Source organism: Campylobacter gracilis (genome assembly GCF_018374135.1).
In the GTDB taxonomy this organism is placed as follows: domain Bacteria; phylum Campylobacterota; class Campylobacteria; order Campylobacterales; family Campylobacteraceae; genus Campylobacter_B; species Campylobacter_B gracilis_A.
On sequence record NZ_JAHAFS010000023.1, the window covers coordinates 1 to 17400 of the forward strand.

Annotated in this window: 16 protein-coding genes; 5 read left to right on the top strand and 11 right to left on the bottom strand. The window is 44.1% G+C overall.

Annotation, left to right across the window (positions count from 1 at the left end):
* The 4 genes from KH703_RS09300 to KH703_RS09315 all read right to left on the bottom strand — a co-directional run.
* A partial coding sequence (locus KH703_RS09300) for an amino acid ABC transporter ATP-binding protein (protein ID WP_304295585.1) occupies window positions 1-424 on the bottom strand: 424 nt, incomplete at its 3' end.
* Window positions 424-1080, bottom strand: coding sequence for an amino acid ABC transporter permease (locus KH703_RS09305; RefSeq protein WP_304295586.1), 657 nt, complete (start codon window positions 1078-1080; stop codon window positions 424-426). The genes KH703_RS09300 and KH703_RS09305, both read right to left, overlap by 1 nt.
* A 2-nt stretch (window positions 1081-1082) precedes the next feature.
* Complete coding sequence (locus KH703_RS09310) at window positions 1083-1736, bottom strand: amino acid ABC transporter permease (RefSeq protein WP_304295587.1); 654 nt, start codon at window positions 1734-1736, stop codon at window positions 1083-1085.
* Between the two features lie 166 nt (window positions 1737-1902).
* Complete coding sequence (locus KH703_RS09315; RefSeq protein WP_304295602.1) at window positions 1903-3249, bottom strand: DASS family sodium-coupled anion symporter; 1347 nt, start codon at window positions 3247-3249, stop codon at window positions 1903-1905.
* A 642-nt stretch (window positions 3250-3891) separates the two neighbouring features.
* On the opposite strand from KH703_RS09315, the gene KH703_RS09320 reads away from it, so the two are divergent.
* Complete coding sequence (locus KH703_RS09320; protein ID WP_304295588.1) at window positions 3892-4521, top strand: outer membrane protein; 630 nt, start codon at window positions 3892-3894, stop codon at window positions 4519-4521.
* A gap of 234 nt (window positions 4522-4755) precedes the next feature.
* On the opposite strand, the gene KH703_RS09325 is transcribed toward KH703_RS09320, so the two are convergent.
* The 3 genes from KH703_RS09325 to purB are packed head-to-tail and all read right to left on the bottom strand — an operon-like array spanning window position 4756 to window position 7839.
* Window positions 4756-5538 carry a hypothetical protein gene (locus tag KH703_RS09325; RefSeq protein WP_304295589.1) on the bottom strand — a complete coding sequence of 261 codons (783 nt, stop codon included), beginning with the start codon at window positions 5536-5538 and terminating at the stop codon, window positions 4756-4758.
* Window position 5539: 1 nt separating this feature from the next.
* Entirely contained in the window at window positions 5540-6457 is a 918-nt protein-coding gene (locus tag KH703_RS09330; RefSeq protein WP_304295603.1) for a DNA adenine methylase, read from the bottom strand.
* A gap of 50 nt (window positions 6458-6507) precedes the next feature.
* Window positions 6508-7839: an adenylosuccinate lyase gene (gene purB / locus KH703_RS09335; RefSeq protein WP_304295590.1), complete on the bottom strand. Its 1332-nt coding sequence runs from the start codon at window positions 7837-7839 to the stop codon at window positions 6508-6510.
* Window positions 7840-7914: 75 nt separating this feature from the next.
* Between purB and KH703_RS09340 the strand changes: the two genes are divergently transcribed.
* Both KH703_RS09340 and KH703_RS09345 read left to right on the top strand, forming a co-directional pair.
* On the top strand, window positions 7915-9327 hold the full coding sequence (locus tag KH703_RS09340) for a pseudouridine synthase (protein WP_304295591.1): 1413 nt from the start codon (window positions 7915-7917) through the stop codon (window positions 9325-9327).
* A gap of 138 nt (window positions 9328-9465) precedes the next feature.
* On the top strand, window positions 9466-9930 hold the full coding sequence (locus tag KH703_RS09345) for a hypothetical protein (RefSeq protein ID WP_304295592.1): 465 nt from the start codon (window positions 9466-9468) through the stop codon (window positions 9928-9930).
* 397 nt (window positions 9931-10327) lie between these two features.
* On the opposite strand, the gene KH703_RS09350 is transcribed toward KH703_RS09345, so the two are convergent.
* From KH703_RS09350 to hisF, 4 genes are all read right to left on the bottom strand, one after another.
* Window positions 10328-11209, bottom strand: a complete 882-nt coding sequence (locus KH703_RS09350; protein WP_304295594.1) for a hypothetical protein — start codon at window positions 11207-11209, stop codon at window positions 10328-10330.
* A gap of 139 nt (window positions 11210-11348) precedes the next feature.
* Window positions 11349-12404 (bottom strand): 23S rRNA (adenine(2503)-C(2))-methyltransferase RlmN, encoded by a 1056-nt coding sequence (gene rlmN, locus KH703_RS09355; protein ID WP_304295596.1) that lies wholly within the window; start codon window positions 12402-12404, stop codon window positions 11349-11351.
* A complete protein-coding gene (locus KH703_RS09360) occupies window positions 12401-12946 on the bottom strand; it encodes a purine-nucleoside phosphorylase (RefSeq protein ID WP_304295597.1) in 546 nt (181 codons plus the stop codon). Before KH703_RS09360 ends, rlmN begins: the two co-directional genes overlap by 4 nt.
* A gap of 354 nt (window positions 12947-13300) precedes the next feature.
* A complete protein-coding gene (gene hisF, locus KH703_RS09365; RefSeq protein WP_304295599.1) occupies window positions 13301-14221 on the bottom strand; it encodes an imidazole glycerol phosphate synthase subunit HisF in 921 nt (306 codons plus the stop codon).
* A gap of 91 nt (window positions 14222-14312) precedes the next feature.
* On the opposite strand from hisF, the gene rsmA reads away from it, so the two are divergent.
* On the top strand, window positions 14313-15173 hold the full coding sequence (gene rsmA, locus KH703_RS09370) for a 16S rRNA (adenine(1518)-N(6)/adenine(1519)-N(6))-dimethyltransferase RsmA (RefSeq protein ID WP_304295600.1): 861 nt from the start codon (window positions 14313-14315) through the stop codon (window positions 15171-15173).
* A complete protein-coding gene (locus tag KH703_RS09375; RefSeq protein WP_304295601.1) occupies window positions 15154-17379 on the top strand; it encodes a ribonuclease J in 2226 nt (741 codons plus the stop codon). Before rsmA ends, KH703_RS09375 begins: the two co-directional genes overlap by 20 nt.
* Window positions 17380-17400 lie beyond the last annotated feature (21 nt).

Genomic DNA, 17400 nt, shown 5'->3' on the forward strand with positions numbered 1-17400 from the left:
CGCCGCTAAGCTCTTTGGGATAGGAATTTTCCTTATCCGCAAGACCTACGATCTTTAGCCATTCGCGTGCTAGAGCTATCGCTTCCTCTTTCGGAACGTTTTGTACCTTCATCGGGCCTAGGATTATATTGTGCAGCACGCTTAGATGATCGAAGAGCTCATAGCTTTGAAAGACCATACCGATCTTTTGTCTGATCCTACGCCACTCTTTAAAATTTTGATCGATACGTTCGCCCTCGATTATAAAATTTCCGCTTTGTACCGGCTCTAGCCCATTGATCGTGCGAAGTAGGGTGCTTTTGCCGCAGCCGCTAGGGCCCAGTATGACTACGACTTCGCCTTCGCTCACGTCGAAGCTTATATCTTTTAGCGCGTGTAGCTCGCCGTAAAATTTATTGATTTTATGAAGTTCCAAAATTCCCATCAGTTCCACCTGTTTTCTAGTTTTTTCGAAAGCGCCGAGATTGGATAGCAGATCAAAAAATATACGAAAAATATCGCTCCGTAGATGATTAGCGGCGCGTAATTGTCGCGGAAGACGTTTACTTCGATGATCTGCTGTCCAACCTTGACGAGCTCGATGACGCCGATTAGTACGGCGATCGAGGTTGTTTTTATCATCCTGCTGAATAAATTTATCGTTGCGGGCACTAGGCGCCTCATTGCAAGCGGCAGGATGATGTAGAGATAAATTTGAAATTTGCTAAATGCGAGCGCTTCGGCGCTTTCGAACTGATGCTTGGGGATGCTAAGCACGGCGCCGCGCACCAGATCCATCATCTCAAAAACGCCCCAGACGCTAAAGACGATTATCGAAGCCGCGATATTTGAGATGTGGATGCCAAATGCCTTGCTCGCGCCGAAATATACGATAAATAGCCAAACGATAGGCGGCATTATGCGCACGATCTCCAGGCAAATTTTAAGCGGGATGTATAAGGCTCTGCGCCCAGAGGCCATTAAAATTCCAAGCACCAAGCCTAGTACGAGCGAAACCGCGATCGAGATGAGCGTGATTTGCAGCGTGACTCCGAGCCCGCCAAGAAGCCTGATTAAATTTTCGCCGTTTAAGATCTCCATCGCTAGCCTCTCATATACGCAAGGCGCTTTTCAAGCAGCGTAAGCGCCAGCGAAAGCGGCAGGATTATGATCAGATACGATACGCTTAGCATAAATAGCGCCTCGTTCGTCTTGTAATACAGTCCGATGATGTCCTTTGCGGCATAAACGAGATCGGCGAGTGCTACGATGCTAACGATCGAAGTTTCTTTAAGCAGAAAGATTACGTTTGCGCTGATGGAGGGTAGGGCGATCGCAAAAGCGCGCGGCAGCACGACGTAAAATACTATCTGCGCCTCGCTAAGACCTAGGCTCATCGCGCTTTCGATCTGGGATTTTTTTATCGCCTCGAAACCGAGCCTAAAGCTCTCGCTCATATAGCTTCCGCCCAAAAACGCAAGCCCCACGATCGCGCAGGTAAAGCCCGAAATTTGAACGCCCAGCTTCGGCAAGCCGTAGTATAGAAAAAATAGCTGAATTAAAAGCGGAGTATTGCGCGACAGCTCGATATATGTGCTCACGAGCGGGCTTAACAGAGGCAATCTTTTATATTTTATCAGCGTGCAGATAAAACCGATGATGATGGATAGTAAAATCTCGTAAAATGCGAGCTTCAGCGTTAAAATTCCCGCCTTTACGAACATCGGGCTAAATTTAGCTATAAAATCAAAATCCATAAATTCTTCTTTCCGTAAAATATGCATATTATACAGATAACTGATTAAAATAGTATTAAATTAGAATTTTTTTATAAAAATTCCGAAAATTTAGGAGTTTAAAAATATATCTTATAAATATATTTAGTCCGAGCAGATACCCGGACTATAAAATTTTGACGGAATTTTACGAGTAAAAAATATACGCATATCCCGAAACCAAAAACGCGGAGAATATCGCTAGAATTCCGCCACTTCGTACCATTTCCACCTGGCGAATGCGTCCCGTGCCGAAAACCAAAGCATTCGGCGGCGTCGCTACCGGCATTATGAAAGCGCAGCTTGCGCCCACACCGATTACTATAGTAAGAGTTTCTTTTGGTAGCCCCATTTGCGCCGCTACTCCCGCAAATACAGGCACCAAAAGCGCAGCGGAGGCGGTATTGCTTGTAAATTCCGTAAGGCAGATGATGAAAACCGCTGTTACTAAAAGTACGATGTAAGTAGGCGCTCCACCGAAAGTGTGCGCGACTAGATCGCCAAGCACCTTAGAGGCTCCGGAATCGCCTAAAACCGCACTTAGCGTAAGTCCGCCGCCAAAAAGCAGCAACACGCCCCACTCGGTATTTTCTGCGATATCGTGCCATTTGGCAAGCCCTAGTATGACGATTACGACTGCCGAGCAGATAGCGACGTAAGCATCGTCTACTTTAAAGCCCACAAGGGCTGAAATTTGTTTCGAAAATATCCAACCAAGCGCTGTTAGAGCAAATACGATGATCGTAATAATGCGCTCGCGCGTCCAAGGGATATGCTCCAAATCCATCTCTATTTTATGACTTAAATTCGGCTTGAAAATTATATAAAGCACCGCAAGCATTATCGGCAGCATCACGCACATTAGCGGCAAACCTACCTTCATCCAGTCTGCGAAGCTGTAGTGCAAGGCTTGAGCCACGATTAAATTTGGCGGAGATCCCACGAGCGTGCCCAGACCCCCGATGCTTGCAGAATACGCGATGCCTAAAAGCAAAAACACGAGCGTGCCGCGATCTTTGCTCTCGTCCATGTTGGCGCAAATTCCAAGCGCGATCGGAAGCATCATAGCAGCAGTTGCGGTATTTGAAACCCACATCGAAAGGATCGCCGTAGCAAGGCAGATTAAAATCGCAGCTACACCCAAGCGACCGCCTGCGCGGGCGATTAGCCACATCGCGATTTTTTTATCGAGCTTTTGCATATGCAGAGCCGTTGCCAGCGCGAAGCCGCCGAAAAAGGTAAAGATCGTAGGGTTTGCAAAATTTGCAAGCGTGCTTTTGATGGTGGCAGCCGTGAAAGTGCCATCTTTAGCGAATTTACCAAGCCCGATAGCTACCGCAAGCACCGGCACCATAAGCGCGGTTACCGTGATATGCACGGCCTCTGTAAGCCACATAATCGCAATGAAAGCAAGTAGCGCAAGGCCTTTTTTGACATTGGGCTCAAACGGTAGTGCGGCATATAGCGCAAAGCCCACTGCAGCGGCAATCGCCATAATGATGACGCCGCGCTTAGGAAACGGCACGGTGTCGGTGAGCCTGTCTAAACCCAGCTCGTCTACGTCTGAGTCTAGCGGCCCTTGTAAGCGGGAGTTGCGTAATTCCACTTTGTTTTCTTCCATAGATACTCCTTTTTTGGATTTGGCTTATGATACAAAAATGAGGCGGGAATTTTATAAATTCCAAATCAAATCGTCTTAAATTTTTAAAAGTGCAGTTACTATCGGTAACACGGCACTTATCTCTTGTGTAAATTTTGAATTGTAGATAAAAACGAGCAACTAAATAAGCGCTTTAAATTTTATCACAGATTATTTTTTAATGGCTCTGGCATTTAAATTTGCTAGCTGCCCAAGGGAGGTGGCGTAGAATTTCGTCGAATTCCGTGCTGGCAATCGAGATAGAATTCTGTCCTTAGCAAGCGAGATAAAATTTTATCCAAGGCGAGTGAGATAAAATTCTGCGTCTTACCTCAAAAATTTATCGAAATTTAAGTGGGGGGGGGGCTATTATAATCAATAAATTTTAAACGGATTCGTAAGCGAATCCGGTGGAGGAGGCTTAAAGATCGTAAGTTATAAAACGGTAAGAGCGGCTGTGGCGAGAAGCCTTGAAATCGTAAATTGTAAGGAGAAAATATGAAAAACAAAATTTTAATCGCGGCATTTGCCGCTGCGGCTTGCGTTAGCGTAGGCTCTAGCGAGGGTTTACTTTTAGGCATCGAGGGGGATTACTCGTTCAAATCTAGTCTTACAGCCAAATGGTCGGAGGATGGAGACTCTGGCACCGTTAAAGATCATAAGGGGCAAGCTGCGATAGGTTTTAAAGCTGGCTATGATTTTGGTATAGCTAGAGCATACGGAGAGTATATGTATGACTTTAAGGTTACAAAAAATGGTAGTGATGAGGATGGAGATTTTAAACACTCTTGGAATAAGCATAGCTTGCTAGTAGGCGGAGATTTTACGCCTGAGATTACGAATAGCTTTAAACTTGTAGCGGGCGCATATACGGGGGTTTCGTTTTTGAAATACAAAGATTCTTATAACGACTTTGACGGCACTAGTGGCTCCGCATCTAAGACCGCACCGGGTTGGGTCATTGGCGCAAGACTGGGCGGGCTATATAGCTTTGATGAGCATAACGAGATCGAGTTTGGCTACAAGGCGGACTATACGAGATACAAGGCTAGCAAACTAGATGAAGACTTAGATAAAGTATATGAAACCAACCACGGGCTATATCTAGGATATAACTTTAAATTCTAAAAATTCTAACGTGCTAGCGCAGGATGGAGCGAACGAACTCCCGCTCCATCCATTTTAAATTCCAAATAATTCTTAGTTTGGTCGAATTTCAAAGCCCCGATAAATTTTTGTGGAAGTACTATTTGCTGCTTTGCGCCTTTTGGGATTGATTAAATTTTAAAATTATTCTAAGCAGAGCGATATAATGTTAAAACATCTCATAATCGCACTTGGTATAAAATCTATCTATCCGAATTAGTTAAATTTCTTAATCGCCTTGCCGTAGCGATAAATTCTCGTGTTTTCTACATTATTGATGAGCTTGGGCTTATCGCGATCTTTTATATCGTTTTTTAAAATATCTAGGATTTTCTTGGAATTTAATCTAAATTTTATCTCTTTATAGTGTATGTCGCTATCGTTTCTGACTTCTATTTCGCCGACGCTGACATCGTGCTTAAAAATAACTTTTTGCGCATCCGTTTGATTTGCCATTCTAGCGCGAGAATTCTCTACATTTAAATTTTGAGCTAGAACATCAATGACATCTTGATAATAAAAAACGTAAATATTGCCACTGTCGTCGTTTGGAAAAACGCTTAAAAATTGCACTTCACCGCCGTTAAATATCGCTTTGCTTAAAAATGCTTTCAATCTATTTTTGTCTTTTAGTTTTTCACAAAGCGCAATCATCGGAATTTTTAGCGCGTCTTTATATTTTTGCTTTTCGCATTCGTAATCTGCGCGATTTTGTGGGAAGATTTCAAGACAATCTAAAATAAGCTGCCCCATTCCATTCATCGCTAAAAATCCGTAATCGTCTTTAATTCTTTTAATAGAATATAAAAATATCTGCCACCAAGTACCACTTTTTACGCTATGCCCATCGCCGTTAAAATCTATGACATCTTTTTTGGCTTGCCTATCGTGCTTATATTCGTCATCCAGTCCAATTAAATTTGCAAAGATTTTTTCTTTTTGATGCCCGCTCAATTTAACGCGCGAAGCGTGCTCGCTACTCATTGCTCGTTTTGCCATTTTAATCCTTGATTATCAAAAGTTCGTGAGATTGTTTTATATTATTGTCGTCGCCGCGTTCTATACGGTTTTTACCGATACGCGTTTCGCCTTGCCCCATCGTATATTGCCATTTCGGCTCCAAAATTTTAAATTCTTTATAGGTATCTCTAACCCATCCGCAGTCATTGTAGCTTAGTATAAATTTACCCTTATGGGCTTTTAAGAGCTTGGCTAGAAGTTCATGATTAAAGCCGTTATGGTGTATCGGGAAATTTCGTTGCGGATAAATTCCGCGGAACATTTTTGAATCGCCGCTTAAAAAATACGGCGGATCAAGGTAAAAAAAGTCGCTCGGGTATAGCTTAAAAGCCTTTTCGAAGCTAGCGCATTCAACGCTTAAATTTTCTAAATTTAGACTTGAAATCTTTTCGACGCCTTTTAAATATTTAGCTTCATCCTCATAAATTGAACTCATCCAGCCCAAAAATCCGGGTCCATAGCTTAGATTGAAATTAAAATAGTAATCTCGCGCCAACATTAAACTATCGAGCGCAACTTCTTTAGTCCAGTGCGATTTTAGCTCGTCTTTTATGGTCTTGTAAATTTGTTTCGTCGGCTTTAATTTTAAAAGCTCATTACAAAGCGAATTTTTATCTTTTATCGCAACTTGCCAAAAATTTACTAAAATATCAAAAATATCGTATGCTTTTACTTCTATTCCAAGCTCTACGGCGGCGGCTATTTCTACGCTTCCGCCGCCGATAAAAGGTGAAATAAGCCGTTTTAAGTTATCCGGAAAATATTCTATTATCAGACCGACCGCTAAAGATTTACCGCCGGGATAGCGTAGTGGCGATTTCGTATAGCGTTTATATTTTAGCTTTTCGCCTTTGAGTGAATTTAAAAACAAATCTTTTTTCGGGCTTAAGCTTAAAATTTCGCTATCATAAAATAGCTGAGTTTGATTTAAAATTTGATTTGCCAACATTACTCTTCAAACACCCTTTTAAAAATCGCATCCACATTTTTAGTGTAATATCCGTAGTCGAAGCACTCTTTGATCTCGCTTTCGCTTAGTTTTTCTCGTAGCTTTGTATCTGCGAGCAGATTTTGTAAAAACAAGCTATGCCCTTGCTCATCTATAGCTTTTTTGCCCTCTTGCAGATCCGCCCAGACCTTCATCGCATTACGCTGCACGATTTTATAGGCATCCTCTCTGCTAACTCCTCGTTTAGGCAGCTCTAGTAGCACACGCTGCGAAAATACGAGCCCACCGGTTAAATTTAGATTTCTCATCATATTTTCGGGATATACGAGCAGTTTTTCGATCAAGCTTGTCAAGCGATTTAGCATAAAATCGGCGGTTATAAAGCCATCAGGGAGGATAAATCGCTCGACCGAGCTATGGCTGATGTCGCGTTCGTGCCATAGCGCTACATCCTCCATCGCGGGTATTGCGAAGCTACGGATCATACGACATAGTCCCGTTACGTTTTCGCTAAGCACAGGATTTCGTTTGTGCGGCATCGCAGAGCTGCCCTTTTGACCTGGGCTAAAAAATTCCTCTGCCTCATAAACCTCGGTGCGTTGATAGTGGCGGATTGCGATAGCGATCTTTTCGCAGCTGGAAGCCAGGATCGCAAGTGCGCTCATTACCTGCGCGTAGCGATCGCGCTGGATGACTTGATTGGACGCGGGAGCGGGCTTTAGCCCCAGATATTCGCACACCAGCTCTTCCAGCTCTAGTGGAGCGTGGGCGAAATTCCCCATCGCACCGCTTATTTTGCCGTAGCTGATGATGCTTTTTGCATGTTGTAAAAGCTCTAGCGCGCGATTTATCTCATCATACCAGACCGCAAGCACGAGTCCGAAAGTGATCGGCTCGCCGTGGATACCGTGGCTGCGCCCGACCATCAGCGTCATTTTATGCTTCATGGCTTGAGATTTTATCGCGGCTTTTAAATTTTGCACATCCTCAATGATGAGCTCCATGCTTTCTTTAATTTGTAGCGCGACGGCGGTATCGATGCAGTCACTACTAGTCATGCCGTAATGTACGAAGCGGCTCTCCTGCCCAAGGCTCTCACTCACGCTCGTTAGAAATGCAATCACGTCGTGCTTGGTGGTCTTTTCGATCTCATCTATCCGCTCGATCCTAAAGCTTGCGTTTTGTAGAATTTTATCTTTATCGCAGTCGCTTATTAGACCTAGTTTATTCCACGCCTTAACTGCTGCGAGCTCGACTTTTAGCCACGCGTCGTATTTGGCTTGTAAGCTCCATTTTTCAGACATCTCTTTTCTTGCGTATCTTTCGACCATTTTAGTAGCCTTTCGGTTAGAATTTCTTGTATAATGATGGCAAAAATTATATAAAAATGGGGCTGAAAGTTTAATATGGGTTATGAGAAAAGAAGCCTGGGAAGCTTTGAGGAGCGCAAAATTTACGAAATTCTGCTTAGCCTCGGATACGATATGAAATCCGCGCAGCGCATCTGTGACAAGCATCGCGTAACCGATGCAGAGGATCAGAATTTGCATAAAAACTCCGTCGCGCACGGAGAAATTTTTTTGATCGATTACAAATGCGAGCCGCGCGGACTGAAGCCGATCTTTGAGTGCGATGCGTTTGCGGCATTTGACAAGCCGAGTGGAATTTTAAGCCATCCGAGCGGGCGTAACTCGCCTTATAATATGTATGACGAGATCTGGTCGCTATACGGGCAGGACGCGTGCGTGGCGCACAGGCTTGATTTAGAAACCAGTGGAATTCTTATCGTCGCTAAGGATAAAGACGCGGCGCGCGAGCTTAAAGAGTGCTTCGAACAGCGTAGGGTGATGAAAAGCTATCTAGTGCTCGTGCGAGGGGATTTGAGAGAGGGCTTGCGAGGTGATTTGCAAGGTGCCGCTTGCAATGGCGAGATAGAGGATTGCTATGCGCTAGGCTTTGATGAAATTTGCGGATCAAAATTTGCGGGCGATGCTGTGAGTTTACCAAGTAGCGTATCAGATCTGCGCGATATGCGAGCTTTAAAAGGGGCAGGCGATAAATTTGGATTTAATATCTTGTCTAATGGTGCGAGTAGGGGATTATGGTGCAGCACTCTATATGGCGGCGCGCAAGCTAAATTTAAATCTGGCGCTCCTACTGGCGATGTTGGCAGCGGATCTGAATTTGATGCCTTATCCTGCGGCGTGAGTGATAAGCTTAAACCTGCTATCGCGATGAGTAGCGCGGATAACGGACATAAACCTTGCACCTTGTCTGCGACTAAATCTATGCCGGCTACTTCTACGGGCTACGTAAATTTTAAAAAATTTGAGCCTACAAAATACGCAAAATTTAGCGAGAAACTGAAATTTTTAAAGGATTTTGAGGGATTTGTGATTGATGCCCCGATTGCTCCTAGCGACGAGTTTGCCGATCTTAAAATTCGTATGAAAATATCGCGCGATGGCAAGGAGGCAATCACGCTGATACGCCCGCTACGATATTTTGAGGACATGGACGCTAGCCTGATTGAGTGCTATCCGCTGACGGGTAGGCAGCATCAGATCAGGCTGCATCTATTTGCCGCGGGTGCGTCGATATTGGGAGAGCCGCTGTATGGGCTTTCGCGAGAGCAAGCGGAGCGGATATTGGATAAAAAGATGGATGAGACGGAGCGGATCAGAACGACGGGAGCGCCGAGATTGTTGCTGCACGCGAATGCGATTTGCTTTGAACTGAGCGGCGAACGATACGAGATAAAAAGCAAATTCGATGCCGCAAGAGAGTTTTATAATCTCGCGAAAATAGGTAAAATTTAAGCAACTCAATAAAATTTTGAAGCGGCGATGATTATTTTTATGACGAAGATTTTGCTTTTGCTGGTTTTTATAAAATTTTGTGCTTACAACGGCATTAATTTATTAATTTCTCATCTATAGTTATTTGAAAATTTTAAGATGATTTTATTTTGCGATGGCTATATTGGGAAAAGCGTTACAGCTATAAAAGCACATAATTCAGCTTGGCTAGACGGTGGATTTTATATATTTATTTTCGGTAGCGAAGATTACGGTAAATTTGAGCTCAGAGCGCATAAATATTGGATGCTTCAAGATAAGTTAGGTGGTAGTATAAAAGATTTTAAATCCGATGTTGATTCTTTTAAAAAATACGATCAAGAACATGGAATATTTAAAAGAGAATTTGACGAATACGCTAATTTTCTATTTAAGCAAAAGGACGGAGTGGGAAGCTCTGTCAATTTAGAAAGCTCGGCATTAATAGCAAGCATGGGGAGCAAAACGGTAGTTGCTTCTTTTGGGGAATATTGCAAGAGGGTGCTTCATCTGGAGAATAGTAAAAAACAAGAGCGTACAATAGAGATAACACCACCAAGCAGAGGTATGGGCTTTGGGCTATAATTATTCTTTAGTATCTATAGTATAAAAACTTGAAAGACAGAGGGAGAGGTAAGAACTGTGGATTGTTTTAGTTATTTGTTTTGGTTTGGTATGTAATATAGAAGTTGAATGGCGACATATATATTGTAAGCGCGAAACTTTATAAACAGCAAAGAGAATGCTATATTCCTCGTTGTATTGATAAAATTCTATATCTATTTATTTGTGCAATCATAATTATAGATTAGTATGAAATTCGATCGATAAAATTTGCGTGAGATTGAGCTATGACATCTAATTTTTATTATTTCGGCTTCTTGTATTTGCATATGGTAAAAGTGATAAAAAAATGCGTAAAATGTAGCCTAAAAGTAACTATAAAAATTTGTTTTATGCTTTAAAATTTGGTTTATTTTATTCAAATAGCTATAAACGCTACTTCTGCTTCGCCGATATTTATGACCTTGCCTTCGCGCGTCATAACGCCCAAGCCGTGCTCTATATCCCACGAGCAGCTAAACTCAAAGCCGATTTTCGCGCCGCCTAGGATATAGATATTTTGCAGTTCCAATAGTTCGCTAAGCTCCTGCAGCGTGTAGATATCGGGCATGAAATCGCTTTTCGTCTCGCTCGGATAGTCGTAGATCTCCTGCCATTTTGGGTAGTTTTTTAAAATTTCAGCCAAGATACCCGTTAAAATTTCTTCCTGATTTTGCTTTAGAAACTTTAGTGCGTCCGATTGCGCCTGGTTTGGCTCGTCCGTCTTCTCGCCGTCTTCATCTAAAAAGGTGCAGCGAAACTCGCCCTCTTGCTCTAAAGCTTTACCGAAATACTCCAGCCGCAGCGGGAAACCAAAGTCCTCGTATTCCTCATCTTCATATTTAGGTAAAATTTTAGGCTCCGCAAGACGTGCATTAAAAAACTCGGCGACCTTTGGGTTGCGGGTGAAAAGATACTCTTCATTCGCTTCGTAGCTTTTGCGCAAAAATTTAAGCGCCTCTTGCTCTGTGCCGCACTCCAAGCAGCACTCGCCCTTGTAATAATCGCTCACGTAGGGCGGATTTTCATTGCTTCTGGCGTGCTTGTCCATCTCGCCTAGCCAGCGCAGCATATTTGGGGCGTCGCCCGCCCATTTGTACTCATTTACCATGCGCGCCGCGTAGATGTATGAGGCGTAGATGCGGTATTTCTCATCGTCCGCCTCCGCCCATTTTGCCTCGATAAAGCGGATAATTTCCGCCTTTGTGATCTTGGATTTTTTAAGCAGCGATCTGTCTAAGAAAACGCCGATCTCATCCATTATTTTTTGCGCGTTTATTCCTACTCCTTTATAAATTTTTTGCCGATTTGCTTTGTGATCTGGAAATAATCCTCGAATTTTTCCTCTACTTGTTCGAAATTTTATCGGTACAGATACCACTTTGAGCCGGAATTTTACCTTACTCGTTTCTTTGCTTGAGCTGTCCACACGCTGCACTGATATCTAGCCCCTTGCTCTGGCGGATCGTACAGGTAATACCGTGCGCGCAGAGATAGTCTTGGAATTTCACCATATTTTCAGGGCTTGGCCTGCCAAAGCTCGAGCCTTCGTGCGGATTAAAATAGATCAGATTTACTTTTGCGCGGATGCCGTGCAGAAGCTTCACTAGCGTTTTGGCATCGCTTGGGCGATCGTTTACGCCATCGATCATTAGGTATTCAAACATCACGCGCTTTCGCAGATCGATTGGGAACTCACGCACCGCCTGCATGATCGATGCGATATTGTAGGCGCGATTTATCGGCATTAGTTTTTCACGCAGTTCGTCATCCACTGCATGCAGCGAGATTGCAAGTAGCACGCCAAGATCCATTTCGCCAAGCTTTTTTATCCGCGTAGAAAGTCCGCTAGTGCTTATCGTTTGGCGACGCGGCGCTATGGCGAGTCCGTCGTTTTCTTTTAAAATTTGCACGGCTTTGGCAACGTTGTCTAGGTTATTAAGCGGTTCGCCCATCCCCATATATACGACATTGACGCGGCGCTCGTACGGGATCGCGTTCATTTTTTTGATGAGCCAAATTTGAGCCACGATCTCGCCTGGAGTTAAATTTCGTACGAAGCCACCTTTTGCTGTCAGGCAAAAGGTGCAGCCAATTTTGCAACCCACTTGCGAACTTACGCAGACTGAGTAGCGCGCGTGTCTTATAATTTTTTCGTTTTCATCTCGCAGCTCATCCTTCATCGGTAGCAGGACACTTTCTATCGTCTTGCCGTCTTTGAGAGAGAAAAGATATTTGATACTGCCATCGCTACTTGTTTCGGATCTGACGCATTCAAGCGGATCTAAATAAAAATTTTGAGCTAAGCTTTGACGGATCTCTTTTGGTAGATTTAGCATTTGTGTGAAGTCATCCACATTCTTTTTGTAAATCCATTCGTAAATTTGCTTGGCTCTAAATTTTGGTTCGACGAAATTTTCAAGCTCTTTCATCGTAAAATCAAAGATATTTTTCAAATTAATGCCTTAGTTTTTAGATATTTAGTTAAATTTTCTTTTGCAGCGGCGTGATTTTTTAAAAAATCCGTGTGAGCATTTGAATCGCAGAAATTCGTCGCACAAAAAATTCCGTAAGCGGGAATTTCAAATTTTTGTGCTACTTTGAGAACCGCAAAAAATTCCATATTTTCTAAAAAATAACCTCGTTCAAAGAATTTTAGCGCGAATTTTTTATCGGTCGTGATAAAATTTGAGCTATTGGTTATTGTTTCATATGAAACATCGGCAGAATTCCTAGCTATAATTTCATAGCTAATCGGAGAGTATGAAAGCTCATAAAGCGCTGATATCTCGCAGTTTACAGCCGATCTGCTTTCATAAATTTTTAGAATTTTACCTTCTTTATATAGCCCCGCAGAACCCACGAAAATGATTTCACTCGGCAAGTTTTGCCTATTTTCGCATAAAAATTTAGTTAAATTTATACTCACATCCACTAGCCCCACGCCCATAGGCAGGGCAAAATCAAAAATTTCATTTCGTCCGGCAGAGATTATCATTTACGCATTCACGCTTTCATTATTTTTCACTAATCATAGCAAAATGACTATAAATTTAAGGCTAAATTTTGAAATTTTATCGCGGTAAATTATCTGATAAAATTAAAATCAATTTAAGCAAATATCTATGAGAACTGTACTCTTACCTTCCATAATGGTAGTAGTGCAGGTGGCGGGTAGAAGATGGAAGAGTATCATAAAAAAGCTTATTATTTAGCTAAAACGAAGAAATTTTATCTAAGCAAAATAATACTTGTCAAAAAACTTGCAAGATAACGAAGGGCTGAAATAAAATTAATTATTTGGTCGCTTTGGCGGCTAAGTTTCAACCCCACGGTATAAACCTGACTAAATTTACAGTCTCACTTCGATGCCTTGCTCCTGCAGATATGCTTTTAGCGCCTTGATTTCGATTTCTCTGAAGTGAAAAATCGATGCCGCCAGGCATGCATCCGCGCCCGCTAAAAATGCGTCTTTGAAGTGCTCCATTTTGCCCGCACCGCCGCTTGCGATGACGGGGATGTCGAGCGCGCTAAAAATCCGCGTCAAATTTAGCTCAAAGCCGTTTTTAACGCCGTCGCAGTCCATCGATGTGAGTAAAATTTCGCCCGCACCGCGCTCCTGCGCCTCTTTTGCCCAAGCAAGCGCGTCTCTGCCGGTATCCAGCCTACCGCCGTTTATAAACACACTATAGCCGCAAGGTTCGCCGTTTTTAGTTAAAATTTCATCCTGCGAGCCGCGTGAGATCTCTCCAAAATTCCGTGCCTCATTGCGTAAATTCGCATCCGAATTCCGTGCGCCGTCGTGCAAACTCTCGCTCAAATTCCTTGCCGCACCATATAAATTGCCGCGCGAAATTTCACTAGAATTTCGTTTCGCATCTATCGCTACCACGACGCACTGCGAGCCGAATTTATTCGCCGCTTTGTCTATTAAATTCGGATTTTTGATCGCGGCCGAGTTGAGGCTTATTTTATCGCAGCCGACGTTTAGTAGGCGCGAGATATCGTCAATCGTGCGTATGCCGCCGCCCACGGTAAGCGGGATAAAGAGCTCACGCGCGACCCGCTCTACGACATCCACGATCGTATCGCGCCCCAGATGCGACGCTGTGATGTCGAGGAAGCACAGCTCGTCCGCGCCCTCCTCGTTGTAGCGTTTGGCTATCTCGACCGGATCGCCCGCATCCACGAGACCTACGAAATTTACGCCCTTTACCACTCGTCCGTCTTTGACATCTAGGCATGGGATTATGCGTTTTGCGAATCTATTCAAAGCAGCCCTTCATAATAAAATTTTTTATGATTTTAGCCAAATTTTACTTAACATAATGACTTTATAAGTAAAATTTGGCTAGACTCTCGCGATGATTAGGGCGAAAAAAGAGTTCGGGCAAAATTTTTTAAAAGACGGAGCCGTTTTAAGTAAGATCATCCAAGCGATTCCCGAGAATGTACAGAATGTCGTTGAGATCGGGGCTGGCTTAGGTGATTTAACTCGTAAGCTTTTGGAATTTTACAGATTAAAAAGTTTCGAGATAGATGAAGATTTATATCAAATTTTAAGCGCTAAATTTGCGCAGCAGATCGCTAGCGGCGAGCTTGAGCTCGTTTTGGGCGATGCTTTGCGGATTTGGCAGCAGCGGGGTCTTGAACGCGGCGAATATTTTTTAGTCGCAAATTTGCCCTACTATGTCGCTACAAAGATGATTTTGCAGGCGATTGACGATGAGCTATGCAGTGGATTTTTGGTGATGATCCAAAAGGAGGTCGCTTTAAAATTCTGCGCTAGAGCAGGGCAAAGCGATTTTAGCGCCCTTTCGATCCTGACCGATCTTGCGGGCGGCTGCGAGCTTCTGTTTGACGTTGAGCCCGGCTGCTTCGAGCCCGCGCCGAAGGTGACCTCATCGGTGATCAGGCTCGTAAAAGGCAAAAATTTTAAGCCAGGTGTCGAGATAAACGCAGATGATCTTAGCGTAAAAAGTTGCGCCCGCTTCCAAAATCTCGATGAATACGAGAAATTTAAAAGCTTTTTGCGCGTATCTTTCAGCGCGCCGCGAAAGACGCTTATTAAAAATTTAAGCGCAAAATTTGATAGAGGCTTAGCCGAAGAGATCTTTTTAAATTTGAAAATTCCGCCCGCGGTTCGGGCGCACGAGTTAAATTCCACCCTTTTTTTAGAAATTTTTAAAAATTTAAAGGCAAAAGATGGAAGAAAACAGAAATGAAAACGGCGTCGAACGACTCAAAAAAAGCAATCGCTATAAAAAACGCAAGGAAAATCTAAAAAAATCTATCGCAAGCGAAAGCTCTGCGGGCGGCGCGGAATTCGGCGGCGAGCATGAAAACGGCTCTCACAAAAACAAAGGCGCGAAAAACGGGCAAAATTCCGCTCGTTCAAAGGGTTCAAAAAACGGCTCTCGCAACGGATCAAATTCTGCTAGCGGTTCGTCAAACGGCAATTCGAACGGCGCGAGTGGTGCGCATTTCGGCGGTGCATATCCAAAAAGCAACGAAAACGGCGCGGGCGGTTCAAATTTAAACCGAGACGGCCGCGCAAAACTAGGCGGCAATAACGCAAAAAGCGTAAATTCTAGCGCCGCAGACGATGCAAGCTCCTCAGACGCTCAGAAAAAGAAAAAGCATAAAAAGCGCTCAAATATGCCAAAGAGCCTTACCGGCAACGAGCCATGGCAAAAGGCGATGGAAGAGGCGATCGCAGAAAATAAGCTGATCCACGAGGAGCGCTTGCATCCGCTTAAAAACGCTAACCGCAGCGATGAGACGGTGCGTATCACGCCGCTTGGCGGACTGGGCGAGATCGGCGCGAATATGACCGTTTTTGAGACCAATACGAGCGCAATCATCGTGGACGTGGGTATGAGTTTTCCAGAGGAGAGCATGCTAGGCGTGGACATTTTAATCCCCGACTTCGATTATGTTCGCAAGATAAAAAACAAGATCAAGGGCATCATTATCACGCACGCGCACGAGGATCATATCGGCGCGATGCCATATTTTTTCAAAGAATTTCAATTCCCGATCTACGCTACGCCGCTTCCTTTGGGGATGATAAGCAATAAATTTGAAGAGCACGGCCTTAAAGCCGAGCGTAGCTACTTCCGCCCCGTGCAGAAGCGCCAGCTCTATCAGATCGGCGATTTTGAGGTCGAGTTTATCCACATAACGCATTCGATTATCGACGCAAGCGCACTTGCGATCACGACGAAGGCGGGTACGATCATCCATACGGGCGATTTTAAGATCGATCACACGCCGATCGACGGCTATCCGACCGATCTGAACCGCCTTGCGTATTACGGCGATCGCGGCGTTATGCTTTTGATGAGCGATAGCACAAACTCGCACAAAGAGGGGATCACAAAGTCCGAAAGCTCGGTAGGCAGGACTTTTGATACGATATTTTCGAGCTGTAAAGGGCGCGTGATAATGAGCACCTTCAGCTCAAACATCCACCGCGTCTATCAGGCTATAGAGCGCGGTGTAAAATACGGCCGCAAGGTTTGCGTCATCGGACGAAGCATGGAGCGAAATTTATTTACCGCGATGGAGCTTGGCTACGTAAATTTAGACAAAAAAATCTTCGTCGATGCCGATCAGGTCTCCAAATACCCCGATAATGAGGTTTTGATCGTGACTACCGGCTCGCAGGGAGAGACGATGAGCGCGCTGTATCGCATGGCGACGGACGAGCACAAATACATTAAAATCAAATCCACCGATCAGGTAATCATCAGCGCTAAAGCGATCCCTGGCAACGAAAGCAGCGTCTCGACCGTGCTTAACTACCTGCTAAAAAGCGGCGCAAAGGTCGCGTATCAGGACTTCAGCGAGATACACGTAAGCGGGCATGCTTCGATCGAAGAGCAAAAGCTCATGCTGCGCCTAATAAAGCCGAAATTTTTCCTACCCGTGCATGGCGAGTACAACCACATCGTAAAACACAAAGAGACCGCGATGGAGTGCGGCATCGAGGAGAAAAATATCTATCTGATGAACGACGGCGATCAGATGGAGGTTTGCGAAAAATATCTAAAGCGCGTTAAGACGGTCAAGACGGGCAAGGTCTTCATCGACAACCAGATCAACAAGCAGATCTCCGACGAGATCGTCAAGCACCGTCAAAATTTAGCCGATGCGGGCGTCGCAGTCATCATTGCGCAGATCGACAAAAACGAAAAGAGGCTCATTCAGACGCGCGTCATCACCTACGGGCTCGTCGCCGATAACCAAACGGCGCACTTTACCAAGGAGATGCAGGGCATCATCGAGCAGTTTTTGGCAAATTTAAAAGATGAAATTTTGCTCGATCACTGGGCGCTGGAGGGCAAGATCCGCCAGGCCGTGCGAAAGCATATCTTTAGAAAGATCAAAAAATATCCGACCATAGTGCCGGTGATTTATCTGATGTAAGCGCGGCTAAATTTAGTGCGC